The organism is Marinobacter sp. NFXS9 (assembly GCF_040148665.1).
In the GTDB taxonomy this organism is placed as follows: domain Bacteria; phylum Pseudomonadota; class Gammaproteobacteria; order Pseudomonadales; family Oleiphilaceae; genus Marinobacter_A; species Marinobacter_A mangrovi.
In genome coordinates, this window is record NZ_JAGDDW010000002.1 from 156,611 (window position 1) to 182,745 (window position 26,135).

Genomic DNA, 26,135 nt, shown 5'->3' on the forward strand with positions numbered 1-26,135 from the left:
GGTACGGTTGAAATGATAATTATTATCATTATCGATTGTCAAAGGTTTCTACCCACTTTTTTTAAAAAATTTTCCCCGGCGCAATACACCATCGTGGTGATAGCCTATTTCCAAAGTCGGAGCCGCCGTAAACAATCGCCTCTATGTTAAGCTGACAGGATTGGCCGAGTGCTGCGCCGTTGGTAAATGGTGCCGTCGGCGCCAGTGATCTAAGGGGAGAAGATGACTTACGATGAACTGATCAAACGGCTGGATCCCACCGTTTACAAGAGTCTGCGCCGCGCTGTCGAACTGGGTAAATGGCCGGATGGTCGCCCGGTTTCCGAGGATCAGCGCCAGATCTGCATGGAAGCTGTGATCTATTACGAAAACGAGCACAATATCCCCCAGAACGAACGGGTGGGATACATCGACCGCGAGCGTAAGGAGCTGCGGGATTCAACGCCCGCTGACGATACGACGCCCATTCGCATCCTGAATTGAGGCCGCCGTCTATGTCGTCCGCTGTTGTTGATGTCCAAGGTCCGTTGCGCAAGATGCCGGTCGAACCCGGACCGCCAGTGCATTACCGGATGAAAGTCGGTGAGACCCTGGTGCCGCTGAACGACTTGATCGGCCGGGACATCCAGATCGATTTCGACGGGGAAATCCGCTGTATTCACTGCGATCGCCTGACGAAGAAGAGTTTTAACCAGGGGTTCTGCTATCCCTGCTTCCGGAAGCTGGCGGCCTGCGACAGCTGCATCGTCAGTCCGGAAAAATGCCATTACCATGAAGGCACCTGCCGAGAGCCGGAGTGGGGCGAAACCCACTGCATGGTGCCCCATATTGTCTATCTGGCCAATTCATCGGGCCTGAAGGTGGGCATCACCCGCAAGTCGCAGGTGCCAACCCGCTGGATCGATCAGGGCGCCGTTGCCGCCATTCCCATGCTGGAAGTGACGACACGCCAGTTGTCGGGACTGGTGGAGGTGGTCTGCAAAGAATACGTGGCCGATCGCACCAATTGGCGGGCCATGCTCAAGGGCGATGTACCGGCACTCGACCTGGTGGAAGAGCGTGCGCGTATGTTGGAGAAGATCGAGGCGTCGCTGGATGATTTGCGCGACACGCACGGGCAGGATGCGATCAGGCCGGTATCGGACGAGGCGCTCGACCTGGCTTATCCGGTCGAGGTGTGGCCCGCCCGGATCAAGACCCACAACCTGGACAAGACCCCGTCGGTGGGCGGGCGCCTGGAAGGCATCAAGGGCCAGTACCTGATTCTCGACAGCGGCGTGATCAACATTCGCAAATTCACCGCGTACAGTGTGCGTCTGCAGGTGTTTGACGAGACCCCGCAGACATCGGACCTGTTTTCAAACTGAAGTGGGGTGCTCCCGCGACGGCGGGGCACCCGTTCCCGGCCCGAACCGGGATCGCCAAATCGGAGAAAGTACCATGCGAACCAGTCAGCCACGGACCATTTACCTGAAGGATTACAAGGTGCCGCCGTATCTGGTGGACCATGTCGACCTGCGTTTCGAACTGTTCGAGGAAGGGACCCGCGTCTACAACTCGATGGAGATCCGGCGCAATCCTGAGGCGGATCCCGGGCAGCCACTGGAGCTGGATGGCGAAGGTCTGGAACTGGAAGGTCTGACGCTCAATGGCCTGCCGCTGGCACCGTCCGATTTCGAGGTGACCTCCGGCGGTCTGCGGGTCGAGAAGGTGTCGGATACCTTCACCCTGGGCGTGGTGACCTGGATCCTGCCGCAGGACAACACCCGGCTGGAAGGACTCTACAAGTCGTCCGGCATGTTTTGCACCCAGTGCGAAGCCGAGGGTTTCCGCTGGATCACCTATTTCCCGGATCGCCCGGACGTGATGGCGCGGTTCCGGACTCGGGTCGAGGCCGATAAGGCGCGTTACCCGATCCTCCTGTCTAACGGCAATGACGTGGATCGCGGCGATCTGGAAGACGGTCGTCACTTCGTCACCTGGGAAGACCCGTTCCCCAAACCCTGTTACCTGTTCGCGCTGGTCGCCGGTGACCTGACGGAGAAGAAAGACACCTTTACCACCCAGTCCGGCCGCGAGATTGATCTGCGTATGTACGTGGAGCCGCGTAACGCCGCCAAGTGCGACCACGCGCTGGATTCCCTCAAACGCTCCATGCGTTGGGACGAGCAGATCTACGGCCGCGAGTACGATCTGGACATCTTCATGATCGTCGCCGTCGACGACTTCAACATGGGCGCCATGGAGAACAAGGGGCTCAATATCTTCAACTCCTCGTGCGTCCTGGCCACGCCGGATACCGCCACCGACATGGCGTTCCAGCGCATCGAAGCCATCGTGGCGCACGAGTATTTCCACAACTGGTCCGGTAACCGGGTGACCTGTCGCGACTGGTTCCAGTTGAGCCTCAAGGAAGGCTTCACGGTGTTCCGGGACTCCCAGTTCTCGTCGGACATGGGCTCCCCTACGGTCAAGCGGATCGAAGATGCCACCCTGCTGCGCACCGCCCAGTTTGCCGAAGACTCCGGCCCAATGGCCCATCCGGTACGGCCGGATTCCTACATCGAGATTTCCAACTTCTACACGCTGACTGTGTATGAAAAGGGCGCCGAAGTGGTGCGCATGATCCATACGCTGCTGGGTGAGGAAGCCTTCCGCAAGGGCAGTGATCTCTACTTCCAGCGCCATGACGGCCAGGCGGTGACCACCGACGATTTCGTCAAGGCGATGGAGGAGGCCAGTGGCCGCGACCTGGGCCAGTTCCGCCTATGGTACCAGCAGGCCGGCACGCCGGTGGTTGATGTGACTGACCAATACGACGAGCAGGCCAAAACCTACACGCTGACCCTGAGCCAGAAGATTCCGCCAACCCCGGGACAGCCTGAGAAAAAGCCGCAGCACATCCCGTTTGCCATTGGCCTGATCGGAGAGCATGGCTCCGATCTGCCGCTCAAGTTGAGTGCGGGCGAGTCCGGGGCGCCGACCCAGCGGATTCTGGATTTGACCGAATCCGAGCAGACCTTTGTCTTCCGCGATGTGGCCGAACGTCCGGTGCCGTCGTTGCTGCGCGGCTTCTCGGCGCCGGTGAAGGTGCGTTACCCGTGGAGCCGTGATCAGCTGTTGTTCCTGATGAGCCACGACAGCGACGGCTTCAACCGCTGGGACGCCGGTCAGCGGCTTGCGGTCGACGTCATCCAGTCGATGGTGGGCCAGCCCCAGGAACAGACCGTGGATCCGCGGCTGGTCACCGCCTTCCGTCAATTGCTGTCGGACACCGATCTGGATCAGGCCCTTGTGGCCAAGATGCTGCAGCTGCCCAGCGAGGCTTACCTGATTGAACTGGCCGACGTGGCGGATGTTCAGGCGATCCACAGCGCACGCACCCGTGTCCTGAACCAGCTGGCGCTGGAGCTGCAGGGAGAGCTGATGGCCTGTTACCTGCGCAACCGCGAAGACGGTGCCTACGAGCCGACGCCGGAGGCGATTGCCCGTCGCTCCCTGAAGAACACGGCACTGAGCTGGCTGTTGCACATCAATGATGAAGAGGCGCGCCAGATGGCGCTCAAGCAGTTCGATTCGGCCACTAATATGACCGATCAGTCCGGGGCGCTGCGTTCGCTGGTGAACTCCGACTTCGAAGCCGACCGTACCCAGGCGCTGGATGCGTTTTACGATCGTTTCAGCAACGACCCTCAGGTGGTTGAGCAGTGGTTCTCCATCCAGGCCGGCAGCCCGCGGGCCGGGACGCTGTCGGCGGTGGAGGCTCTTCTCGAGCACCCGGCGTTCGACTGGAAGAATCCCAACAAGATCCGTTCGGTGATTGGCGCCTTTGCCGGTCAGAACCTCGCCAACTTCCACGCCGAGGATGGCTCCGGCTATCGCTTCCTGGCGAAGCATATCCTGTCCCTGGACAGCTCCAACCCGCAAATCGCTGCCCGCCTGGTGGCGCCGCTCACGCGCTGGCGCAACTACGGCGAGGTGTATCGCGAGGGCATGCGGGCGGCCCTGGAGCAGATCCAGGCCAAGCCGGATCTTTCCAAGGACGTGTACGAGGTGGTCCACAAGTCCCTCAAGGACTGATCGTCCTCAACTCACACCCCGGGCCGCATCCTGGTCCGGGGTGCTCCTTCCTGCCTTCCAGGCCGACCACTAACGCTCCGCCATCGCCCCGTCTGTCGTTGCACAACGCTACAAAATCGCACTTTCGGTTGATGGATTTTGACCGCATATACGCTAACCTTCGATTCTTGCAGGTGGATTCCCGGTGCGAGGGGAGTCCCGCCCCCGTGACGGCGGTTCGCCGACGCGGTTGAAGAACAAGATGCCATGCTGAATGGCGCTGCCGGTCCGGCTCGAACCGACCGGAAACACTATAAAAAACAAAAGCCTTTCGGCTTTTAGACACATGAAAGGTCCGAACAATGATCCATAACAAGAAATGGCTGTTGGGCAGTGTGCTTGCGTTTTCCATGATCTCCGGCCAGGCGAGTGCCGCGGTTTCTGCTGCCGAAGCTGCGCGCCTGGGACAGGATCTGACCCCGTTTGGCTCTCCTGTGGCCGGCAATGCCTCCGGCACGATTCCGGCGTGGACCGGCGGCATCACCAAGCCGCCTGCAGGCTCCGGCTACAAGGAAAGCGGTGACTTCCATCCGGATCCATTCCCGGATGACAAAGTCCTGTTCACCATCAACGCCAAGAATCTCGACGAGTATCGCGATCACCTGAGCGATGGTGTCATCGCCATGATCGAAACCTACCCGACCACCTTTCATATCCCGGTATACCGGACCCGACGCAGCCACGCGATTCCGGACTGGGTGGCCAAGAACACCAAGGAAAACGCCACCTCCGCCACCATCGTCGGAGAAGGGGCCGGCATCAAGGGCGCCTACGGCGGCTACCCATTCCCGATTCTGAGCGGCGACAACGAGCAGAAAGCCTACCAGGTCATGTGGAACCACCTGACCCGCTGGCGCGGCATCAACCTGACGCGTCGCGCCAACGAGGTGGCGGTGCAGCAGAACGGCGATTACACCCTGATCCGTTCCCAGCAGGAAGCCTTCTTCAATTTCTACAATCCGGAAGGCGATGAGTCCACGCTGGACAACATCCTGTTCTACTACCTGTCGTTCACCGAATCCCCGCCGCGTCTGGCCGGTGGCGCCATCCTGGTCCACGAGACCCTGAACCAGATCAAGAACCCGCGTAACGGCTGGGGTTACAACGCCGGTCAGCGCCGCGTACGCCGGGCGCCGAACCTGGGCTACGACTCGCCGATCGCCGCTGCCGATAACCTGCGCACCGCGGACGATACCGACATCTTCAACGGCGCCCTGGACCGTTACAACTGGACCTACGAGGGTGAGCGCGAGATCTACGTGCCCTACAACAACTACAAGATCGCGCAGAAGGGCGTGCCCTACAGCAAGATCCTGGGTGTATCCCACATCAATATGGATCTGACCCGCTGGGAACTGCATCGCGTTCACGTGGTTTTGGCTACGCTGAGAAAGGGCGAGCGCCACATATACTCCAAGCGTCGTTTCTATGTGGATGAAGACAGCTGGAATACGCTGCTGGTGGATCAGTACGACAGCCGCGACCAGCTTTGGCGGGTGAGCATGGCCATCGTCAAGAACTTCTATGAGCTGCCGGGCGTCTGGTCGACCCTGGAGGTCTTCAATGATCTGCAGGCGCGTCGCTACAACGTCCAGGGCCTGGACACCGAAGAACCGAATACCCGGGTCTTCACCGATGAAGTACCCAACAAGCGTTACTTCTCGCCGGCATCCCTGCGTCGTCGCAGCGTTCGCTGATCGGGAGAGAACACGATAACCCGGCAAACCGGGAACAAAGCACGATGCGGGCAGGTGCCGGACAAGCGGCATCTGCCCGTTTCCGGATGGCATCCGGAAGGCACCACAGACACTAAACAACTCAGAATAAAGGCAATCTGAATGGCTACACCTTTCAAGCGCAAGGCATTTGCAGCGTTGCTGGGGCTGTCGCTGGCTCTGGCCAGTCCCTGGGCAGCGGCAGTCAGTGATGTTCTTGAGACGCCCGCCCGGCCCACGTCGCTGGCTAACGAAAGTCTGCTGACCGACAGCACCTATGCGGGAGATCGCATGGTGGCCGTAGGCGAGCGGGGGCACATCATCTATTCCGACGACCAGGGCCAGACCTGGCAGCAGGGCAAGGTCCCCGTATCGACGACCCTGACCGGTGTCAGCTTTCCGACACCCAAGCAGGGGTGGGCGGTCGGTCACGGTGCGGTCATCCTGCACAGCAGTGACGGCGGTGAAACCTGGGAGAAGCAGCTGGACGGCAGCCGGGCGGCGGATCTGGTGATCGCGACCATGAAGGAACAGATTGCCAACCTGGAGCAGAAGGTCGAAAACGCACCGGACGACCAGAAAGAGGATCTGCAGTGGACCCTCGAAGGCATGCAGTTCGGTCTTGAAGACGCTCAGGCCGACAAAGAGGTCGGTCCCTGGAAGCCGCTGCTCGACGTCTGGTTTGCCAACGACAACACCGGCTTTGCGGTGGGCTCCTACGGTTTCATCTTCCGTACCGACGACGGTGGCCAGACCTGGCGCGACTGGTCCGCCCACGTCCCGAATCCGGACCGTTTCCACCTCAACGGCATCACCGAAGTTACGGGTGGCGCCCTGGTGATTGTCGGCGAAGCCGGCACGATTTTTCTGTCCACCGACCGGGGCGATACCTGGGAAAAGGTGGAGAGTCCCTACACGGGTTCCTTCTTTGGGGTAACGGGGACCGGTGACGTCAATGAGATCCTCGCTTTTGGACTGCGTGGCCACGTCTTCATGTCGACGGACCTGGGCCGCAACTGGACGACGGTACCCAACGATTCGCCGAATACGCTGAACAACGGCGCGGTGGCCAAAGACGGCCGCATCACGCTGGTAGGCAACGGCGGCACGGTACTGGTGAGTTCCAACAACGCAGAGAGTTTCCGGACCTACTTCAGGTCGGATCGTCAGGGCGTGATGTCTGTATTGCCGGTCTCTGACGAGGAGCTGGTGCTGTTCGGTGAAGGTGGCGTCAAGCACACCGACATCAACGGCAAGAATCCCTGATCCGCCAACTCCATAAGCACGACAAGAATTCCGAAGAGGGTCATTGAATGTCCAACCCCAAACACGACAAAGGCGAGCATTACTTCACGTCGCCCAAGGCGGAGCCGTTTCTGGAACGCCTGATCTTCAACAACCGGGTGATCATCCTGATCGCCTTCCTGTTGCTGACCATTTTCTTGGGCTATAACGCCGTCAAGATCCAGCCGGATGCCAGCTTCGAGCGCATGATCCCGCTGGAGCATCCCTACATCGTCAATATGATGGAACACCGGGATGACCTGGAGAACCTGGGTAACTTCGTGCGGATCGCCGTGGAAGCCAAAGACGGCGATATCTTCACCAAGGATTACATGGACACGCTCAAGCAGATCACCGACGAGGTGTTCTTCCTGCCCGGCGTGGACCGCTCCGGCCTGAAGTCGCTGTGGACGCCAAACGTCCGCTGGGTCGAGGTCACCGAGCAGGGCTTCCAGGGCGGTACCGTCATTCCGGAAAGCTATGACGGCTCCCGCGATAGCCTTGAGCAGCTGCGTCAGAATATCCTGCGCTCCAGTGAAGTCGGCCGTCTGGTGTCTGACAACTTCAAGTCCACCATCGTCTACGCCCCGCTGTACGAGAAGAACCCGGAAACCGGCGAAGCGCTGGACTACGCCGAGTTCTCCAAGCAGCTCGAAGAAAAGGTTCGCCAGAAGTACGAGAAGCAGAACCCGAACATCGACATCCACATCGTCGGCTTCGCCAAGAAAGTGGGTGATCTGATCGAGGGGATCGGCTCCATCGCCTGGTTCGCCGGTATTACCATCGTGCTGACCACACTGTTGCTGTTCTGGTACTCCCGCTGCATCGCAGGCACGCTGGTGCCGGTATTCGCGTCGATTGTCGCGGTGTTCTGGCAGCTCGGCATCCTGCGTCTGCTGGGTTACGGGCTGGATCCGTATTCGGTGCTGGTGCCGTTCCTGGTGTTCGCCATCGGGATCAGTCACGGGGTTCAGGTGGTCAACGCCATGGCGTTCGAGGCGGCCAAGGGCTTTGATCCGCTGACCTCGGCGCGACTGGCGTTCCGCTCGCTGTACATTCCGGGCATGCTGGCCCTGGTCTCCGACGCCTTCGGCTTCCTGACGTTGCTGTTCATCGAAGTGGACGTTATCCGCGATCTGGCCGTGGCCGCCGGTATCGGTGTGGCGATCATCATCGTCACCAACCTGGTCCTGCACCCGCTGATCATGTCCTACGTGGGCATTACCAAGCGCGGCGTCAATCACGTCCAGCACCATGGCGAGAAGGAAGACCGCAAGTGGCGGATCATGTCCTATTTCTCCCATCCCGGTGTAGCGCCGATCTCGCTGCTGATTGCCCTGCTGGGTCTGGGCCTTGGCTTCTACTACAAGCAGGACCTGAAGGTCGGTGACCTGGATCAGGGGGCGCCTGAGTTGCGCGCCGACTCCCGCTACAACGTGGATAACAAGTACATCATCGACAATTACTCCACCAGTGCCGACATCCTGGTGGTGATGGTGGAAACCCAGAAGGAGCAGTGCACCCAGTACGAAGTGCTCAGCGCCATGGACCGTCTGCAGTGGGATCTGCAGAACACGCCGGGCGTGCAATCTTCCGTGTCGCTGGCGGATGTCTCCAAGATCGTGACCAAGGCGTTGAACGAGGGCAACTGGAAGTGGTACGAGATCTCCCGCAACCAGACCATCATCAATGCGTCCATCCGTGAGGCGCCGAGTGGCCTGATCAACACCGACTGCAGTCTGACGCCGGTCCTGGTGTTCCTGGAGGATCACAAGGCGGAAACGTTGCGTACGGTGGTGGACGAGGTCGAGAAGTTCGCCGCGGATAACAGCAACGAGGTTCATAACTTCAAGCTGGCGGCCGGTAACGCCGGTGTGGAGGCGGCCACCAACGAGGTCATCTCCAAGGCCAAGAACCTCATGCTGATGTTCGTCTACGGCGTGGTGAGTTTGCTGTGCTTCCTGACGTTCCGGTCGATCCGGGCCGTGCTGTGTATCATCATCCCGCTGGGCCTGACGTCGGTCCTTTGCGAGGCGATCATGGCGGCCACCGGTATCGGCATCAAAGTCGCCACCCTGCCGGTCATCGCGCTGGGTGTGGGGATTGGTGTCGACTACGGCATCTACATCTACACCAAGCTGGAGAAATACCTGCTGGAAGGCAAGACGCTGCAGGAAGCCTACTACGAGACCCTGCGCTCCACCGGTAAGGCCGTTATCTTCACCGGCGTGACGCTGGGCCTGGGTGTGGTGACCTGGATCTTCTCACCCATCAAGTTCCAGGCGGATATGGGGCTGCTGCTGTTCTTCATGTTCATCTGGAACATGGTCGGCTCCATCTGGCTGCTGCCGGCACTGGCGCGGTTCCTCCTGCGTCCGGACAAGATGGTGGCCAAGGCACGCAGTGCCAAATAAGCGGTTAGGCCGCTACTCAAAAAGCCCGCAAATGCGGGCTTTTTTGTTTTTGACTCATGCATTTAGCTACAATGGTCGGCTTTATTTCGTAGGACTCTTGTTCTATGTTCTAGAATGAAAGTAAGAGGGTGGGGTGGCCCTTGGCCGCCCCGGAAAACGAGTGACATAAACTAAAAAAGAAGGGAATGACGATAATGGCACTTCGACACAAACTATCCACTTTCGCGCTGGCTACCGCTGTGAGTCTCGGTGCGGCATCCGGGTCGGTTTCGGCGGCGGAACAGCAGTTCGTCACCATCGGCACCGGCGGCGTTACCGGGGTTTACTATCCGGCAGGTGGCGCAATCTGTCGCCTGGTCAACAAGGATCGCAAGGAGCACGGCATTCGCTGTTCGGTTGAAAGTACCGGTGGCTCCATCTACAACTTGAACGCACTGCGCGCGGGTGAGCTCGACCTGGCGGTGGCCCAGTCCGATTGGCAGTATCACGCCTACAACGGCACCAGCGACTTCAAGGACGACGGTCCTTTCAAGAAACTGCGTGCGGTCTTTTCACTGCATCCCGAGCCGTTCACTGTCGTCGCTCGTAAAGATGCCAATGTTACGAACTTCGATGACCTCAAGGGCAAGCGCGTCAGCGTGGGTAACCCGGGTTCCGGTCAGCGTGCCACGGCCGAAGTGCTGATGAACGAGATGGGCTGGGACATGAGCGCCTTCTCCCTGGCTGCCGAGCTGAAGGCCGCCGAGCAGTCGCAGGCACTGTGCGACAACAAGATCGACGCCTTCTTCTACACCGTCGGCCACCCGTCCGGCGCCATCAAGGAAGCCACCACGTCCTGTGACAGCGTGCTGGTCAACGTCCAGAACGACGCCACCAAGAAGCTGGTTGAGGAAAATCCGTACTACCGGGTCGCCACCATTCCGGGCGGCATGTATCGCGGTAATCCGGACGACACCACCACATTCGGTGTGGCGGCGACCTTCGTCACCACCGCCGACGTCCCGGACGACGTGGTCTATCAGATCGTAAAGGCGGTCTTCGAAAACTTCGACAGCTTCAAGCGTCTGCACCCGGCGTTTGAAAACCTGAAGAAAGAGGAAATGGTTCATGACGCCCTGAGTGCTCCGCTGCATCCGGGTGCGGTCAAGTACTACAAAGAAGTTGGCCTGATGGAGTAAGACCGGTGATGGAGGCTCGCCAGCTTCCATTGTCGCGTTCGAACTTATCGGTTGGATCACGGCTGCCCCGGTTGGGGGCAGCCGTTTTTGGTCAATCCCTCCTGAAAGGTCGTATCAATGGCGAACCAAAAAGACACGTCATCCAAGGCTGAAAAGGGCATGAAGCTCTCTGATACCGAAGCGGTGATGCAAACGGAAACCGGCGGCAGGGCAGCCACTGGCATTCCGGGTATGATTCTTTTTCTGGTGCCTGTGGTCTGGGCACTTTTCCAGCTGTGGATAGCATCCCCGCTGCCGTTCATCTTTAACACGGGTATTTTCAATTCCACGGAAGCCCGTTCGATTCACCTGGCATTCGCCATCTTCCTCGCGTTTTCAGCGTTCCCCATGATCAAGGGGCGCACGCTCAATCACGTACCGGTCTACGACTGGGTACTGGCGGTGCTGGCCGCGTTCGCGGCGTCCTACATCTACCTGTTCTACGATCAGCTGGCGTCGCGCCCCGGCGCGCCCAACATGCAGGATATGATCGTCGCCATCGGCGGCATGATCCTGCTGCTGGAAGCCACCCGGCGGGCCCTGGGGCTGCCGCTGATGGTGGTTGCCGCGGTCTTTATCTTCTACTCGCTGGCCGGCCCCTATATGCCGGACGTGATTTCCCACAAGGGCGCCAGCCTGGAAAAACTGGCTTCGCACCAGTGGCTCGGGACCGAAGGTGTCTTTGGCGTCGCCCTGGGCGTCTCCACCAGTTTCGTCTTCCTATTCGTGCTGTTTGGGGCCCTGTTGGAAAAGGCGGGGGCCGGTAACTACTTCATCAAGGTGTCCTACGCCTTGCTGGGGCACATGCGTGGCGGCCCGGCCAAGGCGGCCGTGGTGTCCAGTGGCCTGAGCGGTATTATCTCCGGTTCCTCGATTGCCAATGTGGTGACGACCGGCACCTTTACCATTCCCCTGATGAAGCGTGTCGGTTTCCCGGCCAGCAAGGCGGGTGCCGTTGAGGTGGCGGCCTCGACCAACGGCCAGCTGACGCCCCCGGTGATGGGGGCGGCCGCCTTCCTGATGGTGGAGTACGTCGGTATTTCCTACCTGGAAGTGATCAAGCACGCGATCCTGCCGGCGCTGATTTCTTACATTGCACTGATCTACATCGTGCACCTGGAGGCCTGCAAGCTGAAGATGCACGGCATCGAGCGCACCGATCGTCCATCGCTCGCACAGCGGATGCTGACGTGGGTCGTGCTATTGATCGGGTTGTGTGTCCTGACCCTGGCCACCTATTACGGCGTCGGCTGGATGAAAGGTGTCTTCGGTGAGGCGGCTTCCTGGATCCTGGCGGTGTTGCTGGTGATTGCCTACATCGCGCTGCTGGCCTATTCCTGCCGTTTCCCGCCGCTGGAAGAGGATGACCCGAACGAACCGGCGGTTGAATTGCCGCCCGTCGGACCGACGGTCAAGACGGGGCTGTATTATCTGTTGCCGGTGGTGGTTCTGGTCTGGTGCCTGACGGTCGACCGTCTGTCACCTCAGCTGTCGGCGTTCTGGGCGACCCTGTTCATGATCTTCATCGTCGTCACCCAGCGCCCGCTGCAGCACTTCTTCCGCAAGCACTCCGGCAGCATGATGACGTCGTTCAAGGACGGTTGGGTGGATCTCCTCCATTCGCTGGCGACCGGCGGTCGTAACATGGTCGGTATCGGTGTGGCCACGGCCACGGCCGGTATCGTCGTCGGTACCGTGACCCTGACCGGGATCGGTCTGGTGATGACCGAATTCGTGGAGTTCATCTCCGGCGGCAACCTGCTGCTGATGCTGATCTTTACGGCAGTGATCAGCCTGATCCTGGGCATGGGCTTGCCTACGACGGCCAACTACATCGTGGTCTCAACGCTGATGGCGCCGGTCATCGTTACGCTTGGTGCAGCGAATGGCCTGATCGTACCGCTGATCGCCGTTCACCTGTTTGTGTTCTACTTCGGGATTCTTGCGGACGATACACCACCGGTGGGGCTCGCGGCGTATGCTGCGGCGGCCATATCCGGGGCCGACCCGATAAAAACCGGTATACAGGGGTTCACCTACGACATCCGGACGGCCATCCTGCCGTTCATGTTCATCTTCAACACGCAGCTGTTGTTGATCGGCCTGACCGGCTGGTTTGATCTGCTGGTGACGGTCGCCAGTGCGATCACGGCCATGCTGGTGTTCTCGGCCGCGACCCAGGGGTTCTGGTTCATCAAGAGCCGACTCTGGGAAACCGCAGCGCTGCTGTTGATCACCTTCACGCTGTTCCGGCCCGGCTTCTGGTGGGACATGGTCTATCCACCGACCGAGTTGCGTCCGGGGACCGAGATCATGGATCACATCAGCGAAGTGCCGCCCGGGGAGGACATGATCCTCAAGGCCTCCGGCATGTCGATCGAAGGCGAGGAGAAGTCTACGTTCCTGAACCTGCCGCTGCCGGCCGGGGATACTCCGGAAGACCGTCTGCAGCAGGCGGGTCTGGAAGTGCGCCGCGACGGCGACCGCATGGTGGTGGACTTCGTGACCTTCGGCAGCCCGGCTGAGGATGCGGGCCTGTCCTTCGACTGGACCATCGATGCGGTGCAGGCGAGGCTGGAGCGACCGCCGAAGGAACTCATGTTCATCCCGGCGCTTATCCTGTTGGGGCTGATTGCCTTCCTGCAGATCCGGCGACGAAACCGGGAGGAGGGCTAGGTCGCCACGGCCTGACCCTTCGATCGATCAAAAGCCCCGTGAACCGAAAGGTCGCGGGGCTTTTTTTTGTGGTGGTGGTTCAACGCTTGATCAGCTTGCGGATTTCCTTCCAGAGCAATTCGTAGGCGAGTGCCGCCGGCGCCCGCGGCCGGGTAATCGAGACCGGGCAACGTTGTTCGCCCATTCGTTCCACATCGCTGGCGTAGGGAATGAACGCTTTCATCCGGCGTTTCAGTCCGCCCTTGGGCTTGCCCAGCAAGGTCTGGTGAATGCGCTTGCGCCGGTCGACCATGGACAGGAAAGGGTGCAGCTTACCCGTTTTGACCTTTTTATCTTCGGCAAACGCGATCAGTTGGTCCCAGCTGTTGATCGACAGCCAGGATGGAATCGTCGGAACGAACACCGCATCTGACGTCTGTAATACCTGTTCGGCGAGTCGGGACAACGAAGGCGGGCAGTCCAGGACGATCAGGGCGTAGTCTTCCGACAGCGGCGCCAGCCAATCTCGCAGTGCCTGTTTCTGGCCCTCCTGTTCCAGTCGCAAATCCAGATTGCGAAAGCTGGGGTGGGCGGGGATCAGGTCCAGCTTTGGGTAGGCGGTGGCGTTGATCATCCTGCCGATGGGCGTTTTGCCTTTAACCAGTCGGGCGGCCTTTTCGCCGGTCAGATCCGGGGTGTCGCCCAGATACCAGCTGGCGGCGCCCTGGGCATCCAGATCCCAAAGCAGGGTGGGGACGCCGTCGCGGGCCGCCAGGTAGGCGACATTGACTGCTGCGGCGGTCTTGCCGACGCCGCCCTTGATGTTGTGAAACGCAATGACTTTCATTGGGTCGATGTCCTGATCCTTTAAAGCTTGGAGGCACGCCGTTCACATTGTGCCCCGCCTGTAATGCTTTTGCATGACAGTTGCCGCGATACGCTGTTAAAATCCGGCGCCTGAAAGAATCGCGATTCGTGGCGCGATTCCCAAAAACCATGTGGTCTCTCGTAAGGATCACCGCTGATAGGAGCTTGTCATGCCCGTTATTACGCTGCCCGACGGCAGTCACCGCAGTTTTTCCCAGTCTGTTACCGTTCACGATGTGGCCGCCGATATCGGTGCTGGCCTCGCCAAAGCCGCCCTGGCCGGTCGTGTGAATGGCAAACTGGTGGATACCAGCTACGCGATCGATGAGGACGTCGAACTGGCGATCATCACCGATCGGGACGAGGATGGCGTCGACATCATCCGCCACTCGACCGCCCACCTGCTGGCCATGGCGGTGAAAGATCTGTTCCCTTCGGCGCAGGTAACCATTGGCCCGGTCATCGACAACGGCTTCTATTACGACTTCAAGTTTGACCGTCCGTTCACCAACGAAGATCTGGCGCGGATTGAAAAGCGGATGGAAGAGCTGGCGAAGCAGGACTTCGCGGTTTCCCGCTCCGTCCTCTCGCGCGATGAAGCGGTCAAGTTGTTCGACGAGATGGGCGAGGAGTACAAGGTCCGCATTATCCAGGACATCCCGGGCGACGAAGACCTGTCCTTCTATCAGCAGGGCGAGTTCATCGACCTGTGCCGTGGCCCGCACGTACCGAACACCGGCAAGCTCAAGGCGTTCAAGCTGACCAAGGTCGCGGGTGCCTACTGGCGCGGCGACACCGGCAACGAGCAGTTGCAGCGGATTTACGGCACCGCCTGGGGCAACAAGAAAGACCTCAAGGCGTACCTGCACCGCCTGGAAGAAGCCGAGAAGCGGGATCACCGCAAGATCGGCAAGAAGCTGGACCTGTTCCACATGCAGGAAGAAGCGCCAGGCATGGTGTTCTGGCACCCGGACGGCTGGACGGTCTATCAGCAGATCGAACAGTACATGCGCGACAAACTGCGCCAGCACGGCTACCAGGAAATCAAGACGCCGCAGGTGGTGTCACGCACCCTTTGGGAGCAGTCCGGCCACTGGGACAAGTTCGGTGATGACATGTTCACCACCGAGTCCGAGAAGCATGACTTCGCCATCAAGCCGATGAATTGCCCGTGCCACATCCAGGTCTTCAACCAAGGTTTGAAAAGCTACAAGGATCTGCCGCTGCGTCTGGCCGAGTTCGGTTCCTGTCACCGTAACGAAGCCTCCGGCGCGCTGCACGGCCTGATGCGGGTGCGCGGTTTTACCCAGGATGACGCCCATATCTTCTGTGAGGAAGAGGCCATCCAGGAAGAAGTGTCCAAGTTCATGGACCTGCTTCATGAGGTTTATACCGATTTCGGCTTCACCGAGATTTTGTATAAACTCTCCACCCGACCGGAAAAGCGTGTGGGTTCCGACGAAATCTGGGACAAGGCCGAAGCCGCCCTGGAAGAAGCGCTGAATCGCGAAGGCGTCGAGTGGGAACTGCTGCCGGGTGAGGGCGCTTTCTACGGGCCGAAGATTGAATACTCCCTGAAGGATTGCATCGGCCGGGTCTGGCAGTGCGGTACCGTGCAGGTGGACTTCTCCATGCCGGGCCGTCTGGGCGCGCAGTATGTGGCCGACAATTCCGAGCGGCGCACACCGGTGATGCTGCACCGGGCCGTACTGGGGTCGTTCGAGCGCTTTATCGGTATCCTGATTGAGGATTACGAGGGGGCCTTCCCCACGTGGTTGGCGCCGACCCAGGTCGCCATCATGAATATCACCGATAATCAGCGTGAATATTGCGAAAAAATTGCGAAAGCCCTTGAAAATTCCGGTTATCGCGCCCACGCCGACTTGAGAAACGAAAAAATCGGCTTTAAAATTCGCGAGCACACGCTCAATAAAGTACCCTACCTCGCCGTAGTGGGTGATAAAGAGGTCGAGGCCGGCGCCGTTGCCGTACGTAATCGCAAGGGCGATGACCTGGGTACGATGTCGCTGGACGCCTTCCAGGCCCTGTTGGCCGAAGACGTGTCCCGCAAAGGCAGAAATCAAACGGAGAACTGATTATTAAACAGCGAACGAATCGGGGACGGGCTCCTAAAGCGCCCATCAACGGGAATATCGAAGCCACAGAAGTACGTCTCATTGCGGCGGACGGTGAGCAGGTGGGCATTGTCTCCATCGAGGACGCACTGAAGGCCGCAGAAGAAGCTTCTCTGGATCTGGTTCAGGTTACGAATTCCGATCCGGTCGTCTGTAAGATCATGGACTACGGCAAGAAGGTCTTCGAAGAGAAGAAGGCCAAAGCCGCTGCGAAGAAAAAGCAGAAGCAGGTCCAGGTAAAAGAAGTCAAGTTCCGGCCTGGCACGGAAGAAGGGGATTATCAGGTCAAGCTACGCAACCTGGTACGTTTCCTTGAGAACGGGGACCGGGGCAAGATCACGATTCGTTTCCGCGGTCGTGAGATGGCACACCAGGAAATTGGTATGCAGCTCATGAATCGTGTGGAAGCCGACATCGAAGAGCTTGCCCAGGTAGAGCAACGGCCGAAGATGGAAGGCCGGCAAATGACGATGGTTGTTGCCCCCCGAAAGAAAAAGTGAGGCCTGTTTGATCGCCTGTCCCCCGTCACAGTGCGGGGGATTTGTCGTTCAGGACTCATTATTTATTGAAATCATAAAATGCGGAGTTTTATAAAATGCCCAAGATGAAAACCAAGAGCGGGGCCACCAAGCGGTTCAAGCGGACTGCCAAAGGCTTCAAGCATAAGCAGTCCTTCACAAGTCATATCCTGACCAAGAAGAGCCCGAAGCGGAAGCGTCAGCTGCGCGGCACCAAGCAAATTGCCAAGGCTGACATTGCATCCATCAAGCGCATGACCGCGCTTTAATTTCTGGTTCAGTAAAGAGAAGGATTGAAATATGGCTCGTGTAAAGCGTGGTGTCGTCGCACGTCGTCGTCACAAGAAGATCATGAAGCAGGCGAAGGGTTACTACGGTGCCCGGAGCCGCGTCTATCGTGTTGCCAAACAGGCGGTCATCAAGGCAGGTCAGTACGCCTATCGTGACCGTCGCAACCGTAAGCGTCAGTTCCGTGCGCTGTGGATTGCCCGTATCAATGCGGGTGCCCGCGCCAACGGCCTGTCTTACAGCCGTCTGATCGCTGGTCTGAAAAAGGCGAATGTTGAAATCGATCGTAAGGTCCTGGCCGACCTGGCGATGAACGAGCAACAGGCGTTTAGTGCCGTCGTTGAAAAAGCCAAGGCTGCGCTCGCGTAAGCTCTTTCATCGATTGCATATCGGATTGAGTGCCCCTTGGGGCATTCCGAAGTAGGGGGAAGAGCATGCTCTTCCCCCTTTTTTGTTCCGGGGCCTGTAGAATGGTGCGCCCGGGAACGTCCGGGGAATCTCTGAAAAAGGATCAGCCACGGCGCCGGTCATTTTTCAGGGGTTCTCACCCGCAAAGAACACAATGCATATTTGGAGCAGGGTCAATGGAAAACCTGGAGCAACTCGTACAGGACGGCCTGAAAGCGGTAGAGCAGGCGACGGACCTGCAGGCGCTGGATCAGGTGCGTGTTGATTATCTGGGCAAGAAGGGTGTGCTGACACAGCAGCTCAAGTCGCTGGGGCAGTTGTCCGCCGAAGAGCGGCCTGCCGCGGGGCAGAAGATTAACCAGGCTAAGGGCGAAGTGCAGGACGCCATCAATGCGCGTCGCGCCGAGCTGGAAAATGCGGCCCTGGACGCCAAACTGGCGGCGGAATCGATCGACGTGACCCTGCCCGGTCGAGGCCAGAGTCGTGGTGGCCTGCATCCGGTGACGCGCACCATCCAGCGCATGGAGCAGTTCTTCTCCCGTGCCGGTTACACCGTGGAAGAGGGTCCGGAAATCGAAGACGACTACCACAACTTCGAGGCCCTCAATATTCCCGGCCATCACCCGGCCCGCGCCATGCACGACACCTTCTATTTCAATCCGGGCACCCTGCTGCGGACCCACACCTCACCGGTCCAGATCCGCACCATGGAAGACGGCCAGCCGCCGTTCCGTATGATCTGCCCGGGCCGGGTCTACCGCTGCGACTCGGACATGACCCACACGCCGATGTTCCATCAGGTGGAAGGCCTGGTGGTCGACAAGAACATCAGCTTTGCCGACCTCAAGAGTACCGTGGAAGAGTTCCTGCGGGTGTTCTTCGAAAAGGATCTGGCCGTGCGCTTCCGTCCGTCCTACTTCCCGTTCACCGAGCCGTCGGCCGAGGTGGACATTGAATGGGGCCGCAATGACGACGGCTCGATCAAGTGGCTGGAAGTCATGGGCTGCGGCATGGTCCATCCCAAGGTCTTCGAATACTGCGGCATTGATCCCGAAACCTACCGCGGGTTTGCCTTTGGCATGGGCGTCGAACGACTCGCCATGCTGCGCTACGGCGTGAACGACCTGCGCATGTTCTTCGAGAACGACCTGCGCTTCCTGCGCCAGTTCCGCTGATCGACAGCACTGGCATTGACGGTTTCAGGATAAACGGATCAGGACAAGGCAACGAACATGAAATTTAGCGAACAATGGCTGCGCGAGTGGGTGAGCCCGGAGATCGACACCCAGGCTCTGGTGGATCAGATCACCATGGCCGGTCTGGAAGTGGACGAGTTTGAACCCGTCGCCGGTGAATTTACCGGCATCATCGTCGGCGAAGTACTGTCGGTCGAGCCGCATCCGGACGCGGACAAACTGCGGGTCTGCCAGGTCGCTGGCGGCGCAGAAACGGTCCAGGTGGTCTGTGGCGCACCCAATGTCCGGCCGGGGATGAAAGTGCCGTTTGCCGAGGTCGGCGCGGTGCTGCCGGGCAACTTCAAGATCAAGAAGGCCAAGCTGCGGGGCCAGCCGTCCAATGGCATGCTGTGTTCCGAGTCCGAGCTGGGACTGTCCGATAACCACGACGGTCTGATGGAGCTGCCGGCTTCAGCGCCGGCTGGCGAGAATATCCGCGACTACCTGGGCCTGGACGACGCCACCATTGATGTGGACCTGACGCCGAACCGCAGCGATTGCCTGTCCATCCGTGGCCTGGCTCGTGAAGTCGGTGTGCTCAACCGCCTGCTGGTGGAAGGCCCCGACATCAATCCGGTGGAGCCGGTGCATTCGGACGTGATCGACATTCGCATCGATGCGCCGGAAGGTTGCCCCCGTTACCTGGGGCGGATCATCCGCAACGTCGATCTGAGCGCCGAAACGCCCCTGTGGATGCGCGAGCGCCTGCGTCGCTCCGGAATCCGCAGCATCGATGCGGCGGTGGACGTCACCAACTACGTCATGCTGGAGCTGGGCCAGCCCATGCATGCGTTTGATCGCAGTGAGATCGATGGTGGCGTCGTCGTACGCTGGGCCAAATCCGGTGAGAAGCTGGTACTGCTGGATGGCCAGGAAGTCGAGCTGGTTGACGGCACGCTGGTCATTGCCGATCACGAGAAGCCCATCGCCATCGCTGGCGTGATGGGTGGCGAGCACTCCGGCGTTGCTGAAAAGACCCGTGACCTCGTGCTGGAAGCGGCGTTCTTCGATCCGATCTCCATTGCCGGCAAGGCGCGTCATTTCGGTCTGCACACCGATGCCTCTCACCGCTTTGAGCGGGGCGTCGACCCGGAGCTGACCCGCGATGCCATGGAGCGTGCTACGGCGCTGCTGCTGGAAATCGTCGGCGGCGAAGCGGGCGAGATCGTGGAAGTGCACAGCGAACCGCACCTGCCCAAATCTCCGGTGATCGAGTTGCGTCAGCAACGGGTCACGGACGTGCTGGGACTGGAAATCGACCGCACCGAAATCGAGGAAATCCTGACGCGCCTGGGCCTGCATGTGGACAAACTGACCCGCGAAGGTTGGAAAGTCCACGTGCCGAGCTATCGCCCGGACATCAGCATTGAAGAGGATCTGATCGAGGAAGTCGGCCGCATTTATGGTTACAACAATCTGCCGGTGACCGAGCCGGTCGGTAGCCTGGGTCTGCGCGAAGAGCAGGAAGCGGTGCGACCGATCAGCCAAGTGCGATCCCTGCTCGTGGACCGCGGCTATCAGGAAGCAGTGACCTACAGCTTCGTGGACAGCAAGGTCCAGGCGCTGATCGACGGCGATCATACCGGCATCGAGCTGGCCAACCCGATTTCCAGCGATATGTCCGTGATGCGCACCAGCCTCTGGCCGGGCCTGCTGAAGACCGTGGCCTACAACCAGAATCGCCAGCAGTCCCGCATCCGCCTGTTTGAAACCGGCCTGCGTTTCGTGCGCGACGGCGACGGGATTGAGCAGGTGCCCATGCTGGCCGGCGCCGTCACCGGAGCACAGAACCCCGAAAGCTGGGTAAATGGCCGCCGTGGTGTGGACTTCTTCGACGTGAAGGGCGATCTGGAAGCCCTGTTCGAACTGCTGGGTATCAGCGTTGAATTCAGCGTTGGCGAGCATGTCGCACTGCATCCGGGGCAGACGGCCAAGCTGCATAAAAACGGTGAATTCGTGGGCTGGTTGGGCGCTTTGCACCCGCAAGTCCAGAAAAAGCTTGACCTGGATGGCACGATTTACGTCTTTGAGCTATTCTTGAATTCGATCCTTTCCGGATATGTGCCTAATTTCAAAGAATTTTCAAAATTCCCGGAAGTTCGGCGGGATTTGGCTATCATTATCGGGAATGAGGTGACGTACGCTGAAGTTCAGCGCGTTGCCCGTGAGAAGGCGGGTGAGTTCCTGACCGGCGCGCGGGTGTTTGACGTGTTTGAGGGTGAAGCCATCGGCGAAGGGCGCAAGAGCCTGGCCCTGAGTCTCTTCTGGCAGCATCCGGAGCGGACGCTGAATGACGACGAGATCCAGACCTGGTTCGGTGCGGCGATCGACGCGCTGAAGGCGGAACTTGGTGCAACACTGAGGAGTTAATCGGAATGACGGCTTTGACGAAAGCGGAGATGGCGGAGCGCCTCTACGAAGAGCTGGGGCTCAACAAACGCGAAGCCAAGGAGATGGTGGAAGCCTTCTTCGGTGAAATCAGGGACGCACTGAGTCACAACGAGCAGGTCAAGTTGTCGGGATTCGGCAATTTCGATCTCCGGGACAAGAAAGAGCGTCCCGGGCGCAATCCGAAGACCGGGGAGGAAATCCCCATCAGTGCGCGGCGCGTGGTGACCTTCCGCCCGGGACAAAAACTAAAACAGAAAGTAGAAGCGTATGCTGGAACCCAGTCATAACAACGAGCTGCCGCCGATTCCTGGCAAACGCTACTTCACCATCGGTGAGGTTGCGGACCTGTGTAGCGTCAAGGCTCACGTCCTGCGCTACTGGGAACAGGAATTCCCGCAACTGTCGCCGGTGAAGCGGCGGGGCAATCGTCGCTATTACCAGCGCGCCGACGTCCTGACCATCCGGCAGATTCGTAGCCTGCTTTACGATCAGGGCTACACCATCGGTGGCGCCAAGCAAAAGCTGAGCAGCCACGAAATCAAGGACGACACCTCCCAGTACAAGCAGCTCATCCGTCAGATGATTGCCGAGCTGGAAGAAGTCCTGGACGTCCTTAACAGCCCGACCTGACCCCCGGTCAGCGTCGGCGCTGGACCTTCCTTTTTCTCGCAAAATTCCTGTTTATTTTTGGCAGGAGCTGGTGTAGACTTCGCTCCCGCTAAGCTATTGAACTCACTGTTCAAAGCCTGCCGTGTCGGGGCGTAGCGCAGTCTGGTAGCGCACCTGTATGGGGTGCAGGTGGTCGCAGGTTCAAATCCTGCCGTCCCGACCAATTTCCTCCCTTTTATAAGCCGTTGAATGTCGGTTTTTCTTCCCGGTGTTCCAAGTGATCGGACGATTCCGGATCGTACCAGCGGCAAGCCGTTTACCCTCGTCACGTGACCGATTTTCCTCCTTAAACAGTGCAATATGCATTCAACTGCGTATTGTTTGCATAAAATCCCTCCGATTTGAGCCAATCTTGACCGGGATCAGGATGTTCCACAAAGGCTTTGTGTAGTTTGCGTCTAACGCTCTCACGGGAAGAGATGAGCCATGACGCAAAACACTCAAAAACTGAAACTCGGCGCGTTGGTTGCGCTTGTCGTCGGTTCCATGATCGGCGGCGGTATCTTTTCCCTTCCACAGAATATGGCGGCCAGTGCGGGCGCCGGCGCGGTCCTGATCGGCTGGGTGATCACGGCCATCGGCATGCTTACTCTAGCGTTTGTCTTCCAGACGCTGGCCAATCGCAAGCCCGATCTCGATTCCGGTATCTACGCCTATGCCAAGGCCGGTTTCGGCGACTACATGGGCTTCTCGTCAGCCTGGGGTTACTGGATCAGCGCCTGGCTGGGCAACGTCAGTTATTTTGTTCTGCTGTTCAGCACGCTGGGGTACTTTTTCCCGATCTTCGGTGAAGGCAACACACTCGCGTCGATTGTTTGCGCTTCGCTGGTGCTCTGGGGCATCCACTTCCTGGTGCTCATGGGAATCCGGGAAGCCGCTTTCATCAACCTGGTGACCACCATCGCCAAGGTGGTGCCGCTGATTGTCTTCATCGTTATTGCTGCCACAGCCTTCAAGAGCGGCATTTTTGTTGACGATTTCTGGGGGCAGGGCAACCTGGAGCTGGGCAGCGTGATGGACCAGGTTCGCAACATGATGCTGGTGACCGTCTGGGTCTTCATCGGCATTGAAGGCGCCAGCATTTACTCTGCCCGGGCGGAAAAACGCAGTGACGTCGGCAAGGCGACGGTGATCGGTTTCCTGGGCGTGCTCCTGCTGTTGATCCTGGTGAATGTCCTATCGATGGGGATCCTGCGCCAGCCGGAGCTGGCCGGGCTCCAGAATCCGTCGATGGCCGGCGTGCTGGAACACGTGGTGGGCCGCTGGGGCTCGGTGCTGATCGGCGTCGGGCTGATCATCTCCCTGGCCGGTGGTCTGCTGGCCTGGACGCTGCTATGTGCCGAGATCCTGTTTGCCGGCGCCCGAGACCACACCATGCCGGCCTTCCTGCGCAAGGAAAACAGCAAACAAGTGCCGGCCAATGCCCTTTGGCTGTCCAATGGCCTGATCCAGCTTTTCCTGATTCTGACGCTGTTCAACGCGTCTACCTACCTGAGCCTGTTCTACCTGGCGACGTCGATGATCCTGATCCCGTATTTCTGGTCCGCCGCCTACGCCCTGCTGGTGGCCTGGCGGAAGGACACTTACGAGACCGACCCGCGTGCCCGCAACAAGGATCTCCTGATTGCGCTGGTCGCCGTGATTTACAGCGTCTGGCTGGTGTACGCCGGGGGTGTCCAGTACATCCTGTTGTCAGCACTGCTCTACGCGCCGGGCGCGGCGCTGTTTGCCAAGGCCAAACGGGAGCAGAACCAGCCCGTGTTCACGCCGTTGGAAAAAGTGATCTTCGCCGTGGTGGTGGCCGGCGCCCTGATTGCCGCCTATGGGTTGTACGCCGGGTTCCTGTCGCTCTGACCGGACGCTGTTCGCCGGTGCTCAAAACGCTTCTTCCTATCCAAGACAAGGAGATGTGCCATGTCTGGCCCCCAAACCCTCGGTGTTCACTCGGAAATTGGCAAGCTGAGAAAGGTCCTGGTCTGTTCACCGGGCCTGGCGCACCAGCGGCTGACGCCCCGTAACTGCGACGATCTGCTGTTCGATGATGTGCTCTGGGTCAACCAGGCCAAACGGGATCACTTTGACTTCGTCACCAAAATGCGGGAACGCGGGGTCGAAGTGCTGGAAATGCACAATCTGCTCACGGAAACCGTCAGGAATCCCGAGGCCCGGGACTGGATCCTGGATCGCAAGATCACACCCAACCTGGTCGGACTGGGCCTGCAGGACGAAGTGCGGGCCTGGCTGGAGGAGCAGGAGCCGCGCCGGTTGGCCGAATTCCTGATTGGCGGGGTGTCCGGTGATGATCTGCCCGGCGATCACAGTGGCAGCATCGTCAAGCTGTTCCGGGATTACCTGGGGCACTCCAGCTTTGTCCTCCCGCCGCTGCCGAACACCCTGTTTACCCGGGACACGACCTGCTGGATCTACGGCGGCGTGTCCCTCAATCCCATGCACTGGCTCGTGAGACGCCAAGAGACCCTGCTGGCCACCGCCATCTATCGATTTCATCCGGAGTTTGCGGAGGCCGACTTCAAAGTCTGGTATGGCGATCCGGATCAGGATCACGGTATGGCCACGCTGGAAGGTGGCGATGTGATGCCGATCGGCAACGGCATTGTGTTGATCGGCATGGGGGAGCGGACGTCGCGCCAGGCCATCGGCCAACTGGCTCAATCCCTCTTCAATGAGGGCGCCGCCGAACGGGTGATCGTTGCCGGCCTGCCCAAGGCCCGTTCGGCCATGCACCTGGATACGGTCTTCAGCTTCTGCGACCGGGATCTGGTGACCGTTTTTCCCGAAGCCGTGCAATCCATCGTGGCCTTTAGCCTGCGCCCGGATGAGAGCAAGCCGGGAGGAATCGACCTGCGGCGTGAAGAGGGCAGCTTCCTGGACGTCGTGGCTCAGGCGCTGGGACTGAAGGCGCTGCGCGTGGTGGAAACCGGCGGTGACAGCTACGAAGCGGAACGGGAGCAGTGGGACGACGGCAATAACGTGGTGGCCATCGAGCCCGGCGTCGTCATCGGTTACGACCGCAACACCTCCACCAACACATTGCTGCGCAAGGCCGGCGTCGAAGTCATCACCATCGATGCCAGCGAGCTGGGCCGGGGGCGCGGTGGCGGCCACTGTATGACCTGTCCCATCGTACGCGATCCCGTCGATTACTGACGCAAACGGAACATTGTCACGGAGGTTTTCACATGGCGTTCAATACCCACAACCGCAGCCTGCTCAGTCTGATGCACCACAGCACCCGCGAGCTGCAATACCTGCTGGACCTGTCCCGGGATCTCAAGCGGGCGCGTTACACCGGTACCGAGCAGCAGCATCTTCGGGGCAAGAACATTGCCCTGATCTTTGAGAAGACCTCCACACGAACCCGTTGTGCCTTTGAAGTAGCGGCCTATCAGCAGGGGGCCAACGTCACTTATATCGATCCCACGTCGTCACAGATCGGGCACAAGGAAACCATGAAGGACACCGCCCGTGTGCTGGGGCGGATGTACGACGCCATCGAATACCGAGGGGCAGGGCAGGCGATTGTCGAGGACCTGGCCCAGTACGCTGGGGTGCCGGTCTTCAACGGCCTCACCGATGAATACCATCCGACCCAGATGCTGGCCGACGTGCTGACCATGCGTGAGCACAGCGACAAGCCGCTGCACGACATTCGCTATGCCTACCTGGGGGATGCCCGCAACAACATGGGCAACTCGTTGCTGCTGATTGGCGCCAAGCTGGGGATGGACGTGCGGATCGGGGCTCCGAAAGCCCTCTGGCCTTCGGAGGAACACATTGCGGCCTGCCGACAGTTTGCGGAAGCGTCAGGGGCCCGGCTGACCCTCACCGAGAGCCCGCAAGAGGCCGTGCAGGGTGTCGACTTCATCCACACGGATGTGTGGGTCTCCATGGGCGAGCCGATCGAAACCTGGGGTGAGCGGATCCGTTTGCTGCGGCCCTACCAGGTGAACAAGGCGCTGCTGGATGCCAGCGGGAACCCACGGGTGCGGTTCATGCACTGCCTGCCGGCCTTCCATAACGCTGAGACCAAGGTCGGTCGGCAGATTGCCGACCAGTATCCAGAGCTCAGCAACGGGATTGAAGTGACCGATGAGGTCTTTGAATCCCCCGCCTGCATCGCGTTCGAACAGGCCGAGAACCGCATGCACACCATTAAGGCAGTCCTGGTGTCCACCCTGGGCGATATCTGACGCCCCCGG

General features: G+C 59.6%; 19 protein-coding genes, 1 tRNA gene and 2 pseudogenes. 21 read left to right on the forward strand and 1 reads right to left on the reverse strand.

From position 1 onward, the window contains the following. The first annotated feature begins 222 nt into the window (after positions 1–222). The 8 genes from J3364_RS04365 to J3364_RS04400 all read left to right on the forward strand — a co-directional run bounded on the left by J3364_RS04365 (position 223) and on the right by J3364_RS04400 (position 13,425). The gene (locus J3364_RS04365) at positions 223–483 is read left to right on the forward strand and encodes a YeaC family protein (RefSeq protein WP_349557079.1); all 261 of its coding nucleotides are present in this window, start codon (positions 223–225) and stop codon (positions 481–483) included. 11 nt (positions 484–494) lie between these two features. Next, positions 495–1,367: a DUF2797 domain-containing protein gene (locus J3364_RS04370; protein ID WP_349557081.1), complete on the forward strand. Its 873-nt coding sequence runs from the start codon at positions 495–497 to the stop codon at positions 1,365–1,367. 73 nt (positions 1,368–1,440) lie between these two features. Then, positions 1,441–4,080, forward strand: a complete 2,640-nt coding sequence (gene pepN / locus J3364_RS04375; RefSeq protein WP_349557083.1) for an aminopeptidase N — start codon at positions 1,441–1,443, stop codon at positions 4,078–4,080. A gap of 341 nt (positions 4,081–4,421) precedes the next feature. Continuing rightward, complete coding sequence (locus tag J3364_RS04380; RefSeq protein ID WP_123634249.1) at positions 4,422–5,816, forward strand: DUF1329 domain-containing protein; 1,395 nt, start codon at positions 4,422–4,424, stop codon at positions 5,814–5,816. A 141-nt stretch (positions 5,817–5,957) separates the two neighbouring features. Beyond that, positions 5,958–7,100 carry a WD40/YVTN/BNR-like repeat-containing protein gene (locus J3364_RS04385; RefSeq protein WP_349557085.1) on the forward strand — a complete coding sequence of 381 codons (1,143 nt, stop codon included), beginning with the start codon at positions 5,958–5,960 and terminating at the stop codon, positions 7,098–7,100. A gap of 47 nt (positions 7,101–7,147) precedes the next feature. Further along, positions 7,148–9,532, forward strand: coding sequence for an efflux RND transporter permease subunit (locus J3364_RS04390; RefSeq protein ID WP_123634247.1), 2,385 nt, complete (start codon positions 7,148–7,150; stop codon positions 9,530–9,532). A 194-nt stretch (positions 9,533–9,726) separates the two neighbouring features. Beyond that, entirely contained in the window at positions 9,727–10,710 is a 984-nt protein-coding gene (locus J3364_RS04395) for a TAXI family TRAP transporter solute-binding subunit (RefSeq protein WP_349557087.1), read from the forward strand. A gap of 117 nt (positions 10,711–10,827) precedes the next feature. Then, on the forward strand, positions 10,828–13,425 hold the full coding sequence (locus J3364_RS04400; protein ID WP_349557089.1) for a TRAP transporter permease: 2,598 nt from the start codon (positions 10,828–10,830) through the stop codon (positions 13,423–13,425). A gap of 79 nt (positions 13,426–13,504) precedes the next feature. Here the strand turns inward: J3364_RS04400 and J3364_RS04405 are convergent, their stop codons facing one another. Next, entirely contained in the window at positions 13,505–14,251 is a 747-nt protein-coding gene (locus J3364_RS04405) for a ParA family protein (protein WP_349557091.1), read from the reverse strand. 190 nt (positions 14,252–14,441) lie between these two features. Between J3364_RS04405 and J3364_RS22600 the strand changes: the two are divergent. The 13 genes and pseudogenes from J3364_RS22600 to J3364_RS04465 form a co-directional block, all read left to right on the forward strand. Then, positions 14,442–14,612 (forward strand): annotated as a pseudogene (locus J3364_RS22600) (TGS domain-containing protein); the annotation flags it as partial. Positions 14,613–14,651: 39 nt separating this feature from the next. Further along, positions 14,652–16,340 (forward strand): annotated as a pseudogene (gene thrS / locus J3364_RS04410) (threonine--tRNA ligase); the annotation flags it as partial. Positions 16,341–16,363: 23 nt separating this feature from the next. Next, complete coding sequence (gene infC / locus J3364_RS04415) at positions 16,364–16,906, forward strand: translation initiation factor IF-3 (RefSeq protein WP_123634242.1); 543 nt, start codon at positions 16,364–16,366, stop codon at positions 16,904–16,906. A gap of 95 nt (positions 16,907–17,001) precedes the next feature. Beyond that, a complete protein-coding gene (rpmI, locus tag J3364_RS04420; RefSeq protein ID WP_123634241.1) occupies positions 17,002–17,193 on the forward strand; it encodes a 50S ribosomal protein L35 in 192 nt (63 codons plus the stop codon). A 31-nt stretch (positions 17,194–17,224) separates the two neighbouring features. After that, positions 17,225–17,581, forward strand: a complete 357-nt coding sequence (rplT, locus tag J3364_RS04425) for a 50S ribosomal protein L20 (RefSeq protein ID WP_111497796.1) — start codon at positions 17,225–17,227, stop codon at positions 17,579–17,581. A gap of 215 nt (positions 17,582–17,796) precedes the next feature. Next, a complete protein-coding gene (gene pheS, locus J3364_RS04430) occupies positions 17,797–18,795 on the forward strand; it encodes a phenylalanine--tRNA ligase subunit alpha (protein WP_123634240.1) in 999 nt (332 codons plus the stop codon). Between the two features lie 57 nt (positions 18,796–18,852). Further along, on the forward strand, positions 18,853–21,225 hold the full coding sequence (pheT, locus tag J3364_RS04435; RefSeq protein WP_349557093.1) for a phenylalanine--tRNA ligase subunit beta: 2,373 nt from the start codon (positions 18,853–18,855) through the stop codon (positions 21,223–21,225). 5 nt (positions 21,226–21,230) lie between these two features. Then, positions 21,231–21,533 (forward strand): integration host factor subunit alpha, encoded by a 303-nt coding sequence (ihfA, locus tag J3364_RS04440; RefSeq protein WP_004578706.1) that lies wholly within the window; start codon positions 21,231–21,233, stop codon positions 21,531–21,533. Continuing rightward, a complete protein-coding gene (locus J3364_RS04445) occupies positions 21,514–21,876 on the forward strand; it encodes a MerR family transcriptional regulator (protein ID WP_123634238.1) in 363 nt (120 codons plus the stop codon). Before ihfA ends, J3364_RS04445 begins: the two co-directional genes overlap by 20 nt. Before the next feature lie 125 nt (positions 21,877–22,001). Further along, positions 22,002–22,078: transfer RNA gene (locus J3364_RS04450), tRNA-Pro, on the forward strand. A 263-nt stretch (positions 22,079–22,341) separates the two neighbouring features. Then, complete coding sequence (gene arcD / locus J3364_RS04455; protein ID WP_349557096.1) at positions 22,342–23,769, forward strand: arginine-ornithine antiporter; 1,428 nt, start codon at positions 22,342–22,344, stop codon at positions 23,767–23,769. Between the two features lie 60 nt (positions 23,770–23,829). Beyond that, positions 23,830–25,083: an arginine deiminase gene (arcA, locus tag J3364_RS04460; RefSeq protein WP_349557098.1), complete on the forward strand. Its 1,254-nt coding sequence runs from the start codon at positions 23,830–23,832 to the stop codon at positions 25,081–25,083. Between the two features lie 32 nt (positions 25,084–25,115). Continuing rightward, entirely contained in the window at positions 25,116–26,126 is a 1,011-nt protein-coding gene (locus J3364_RS04465; protein ID WP_349557100.1) for an ornithine carbamoyltransferase, read from the forward strand. The last annotated feature ends 9 nt before the right edge of the window (positions 26,127–26,135 follow it).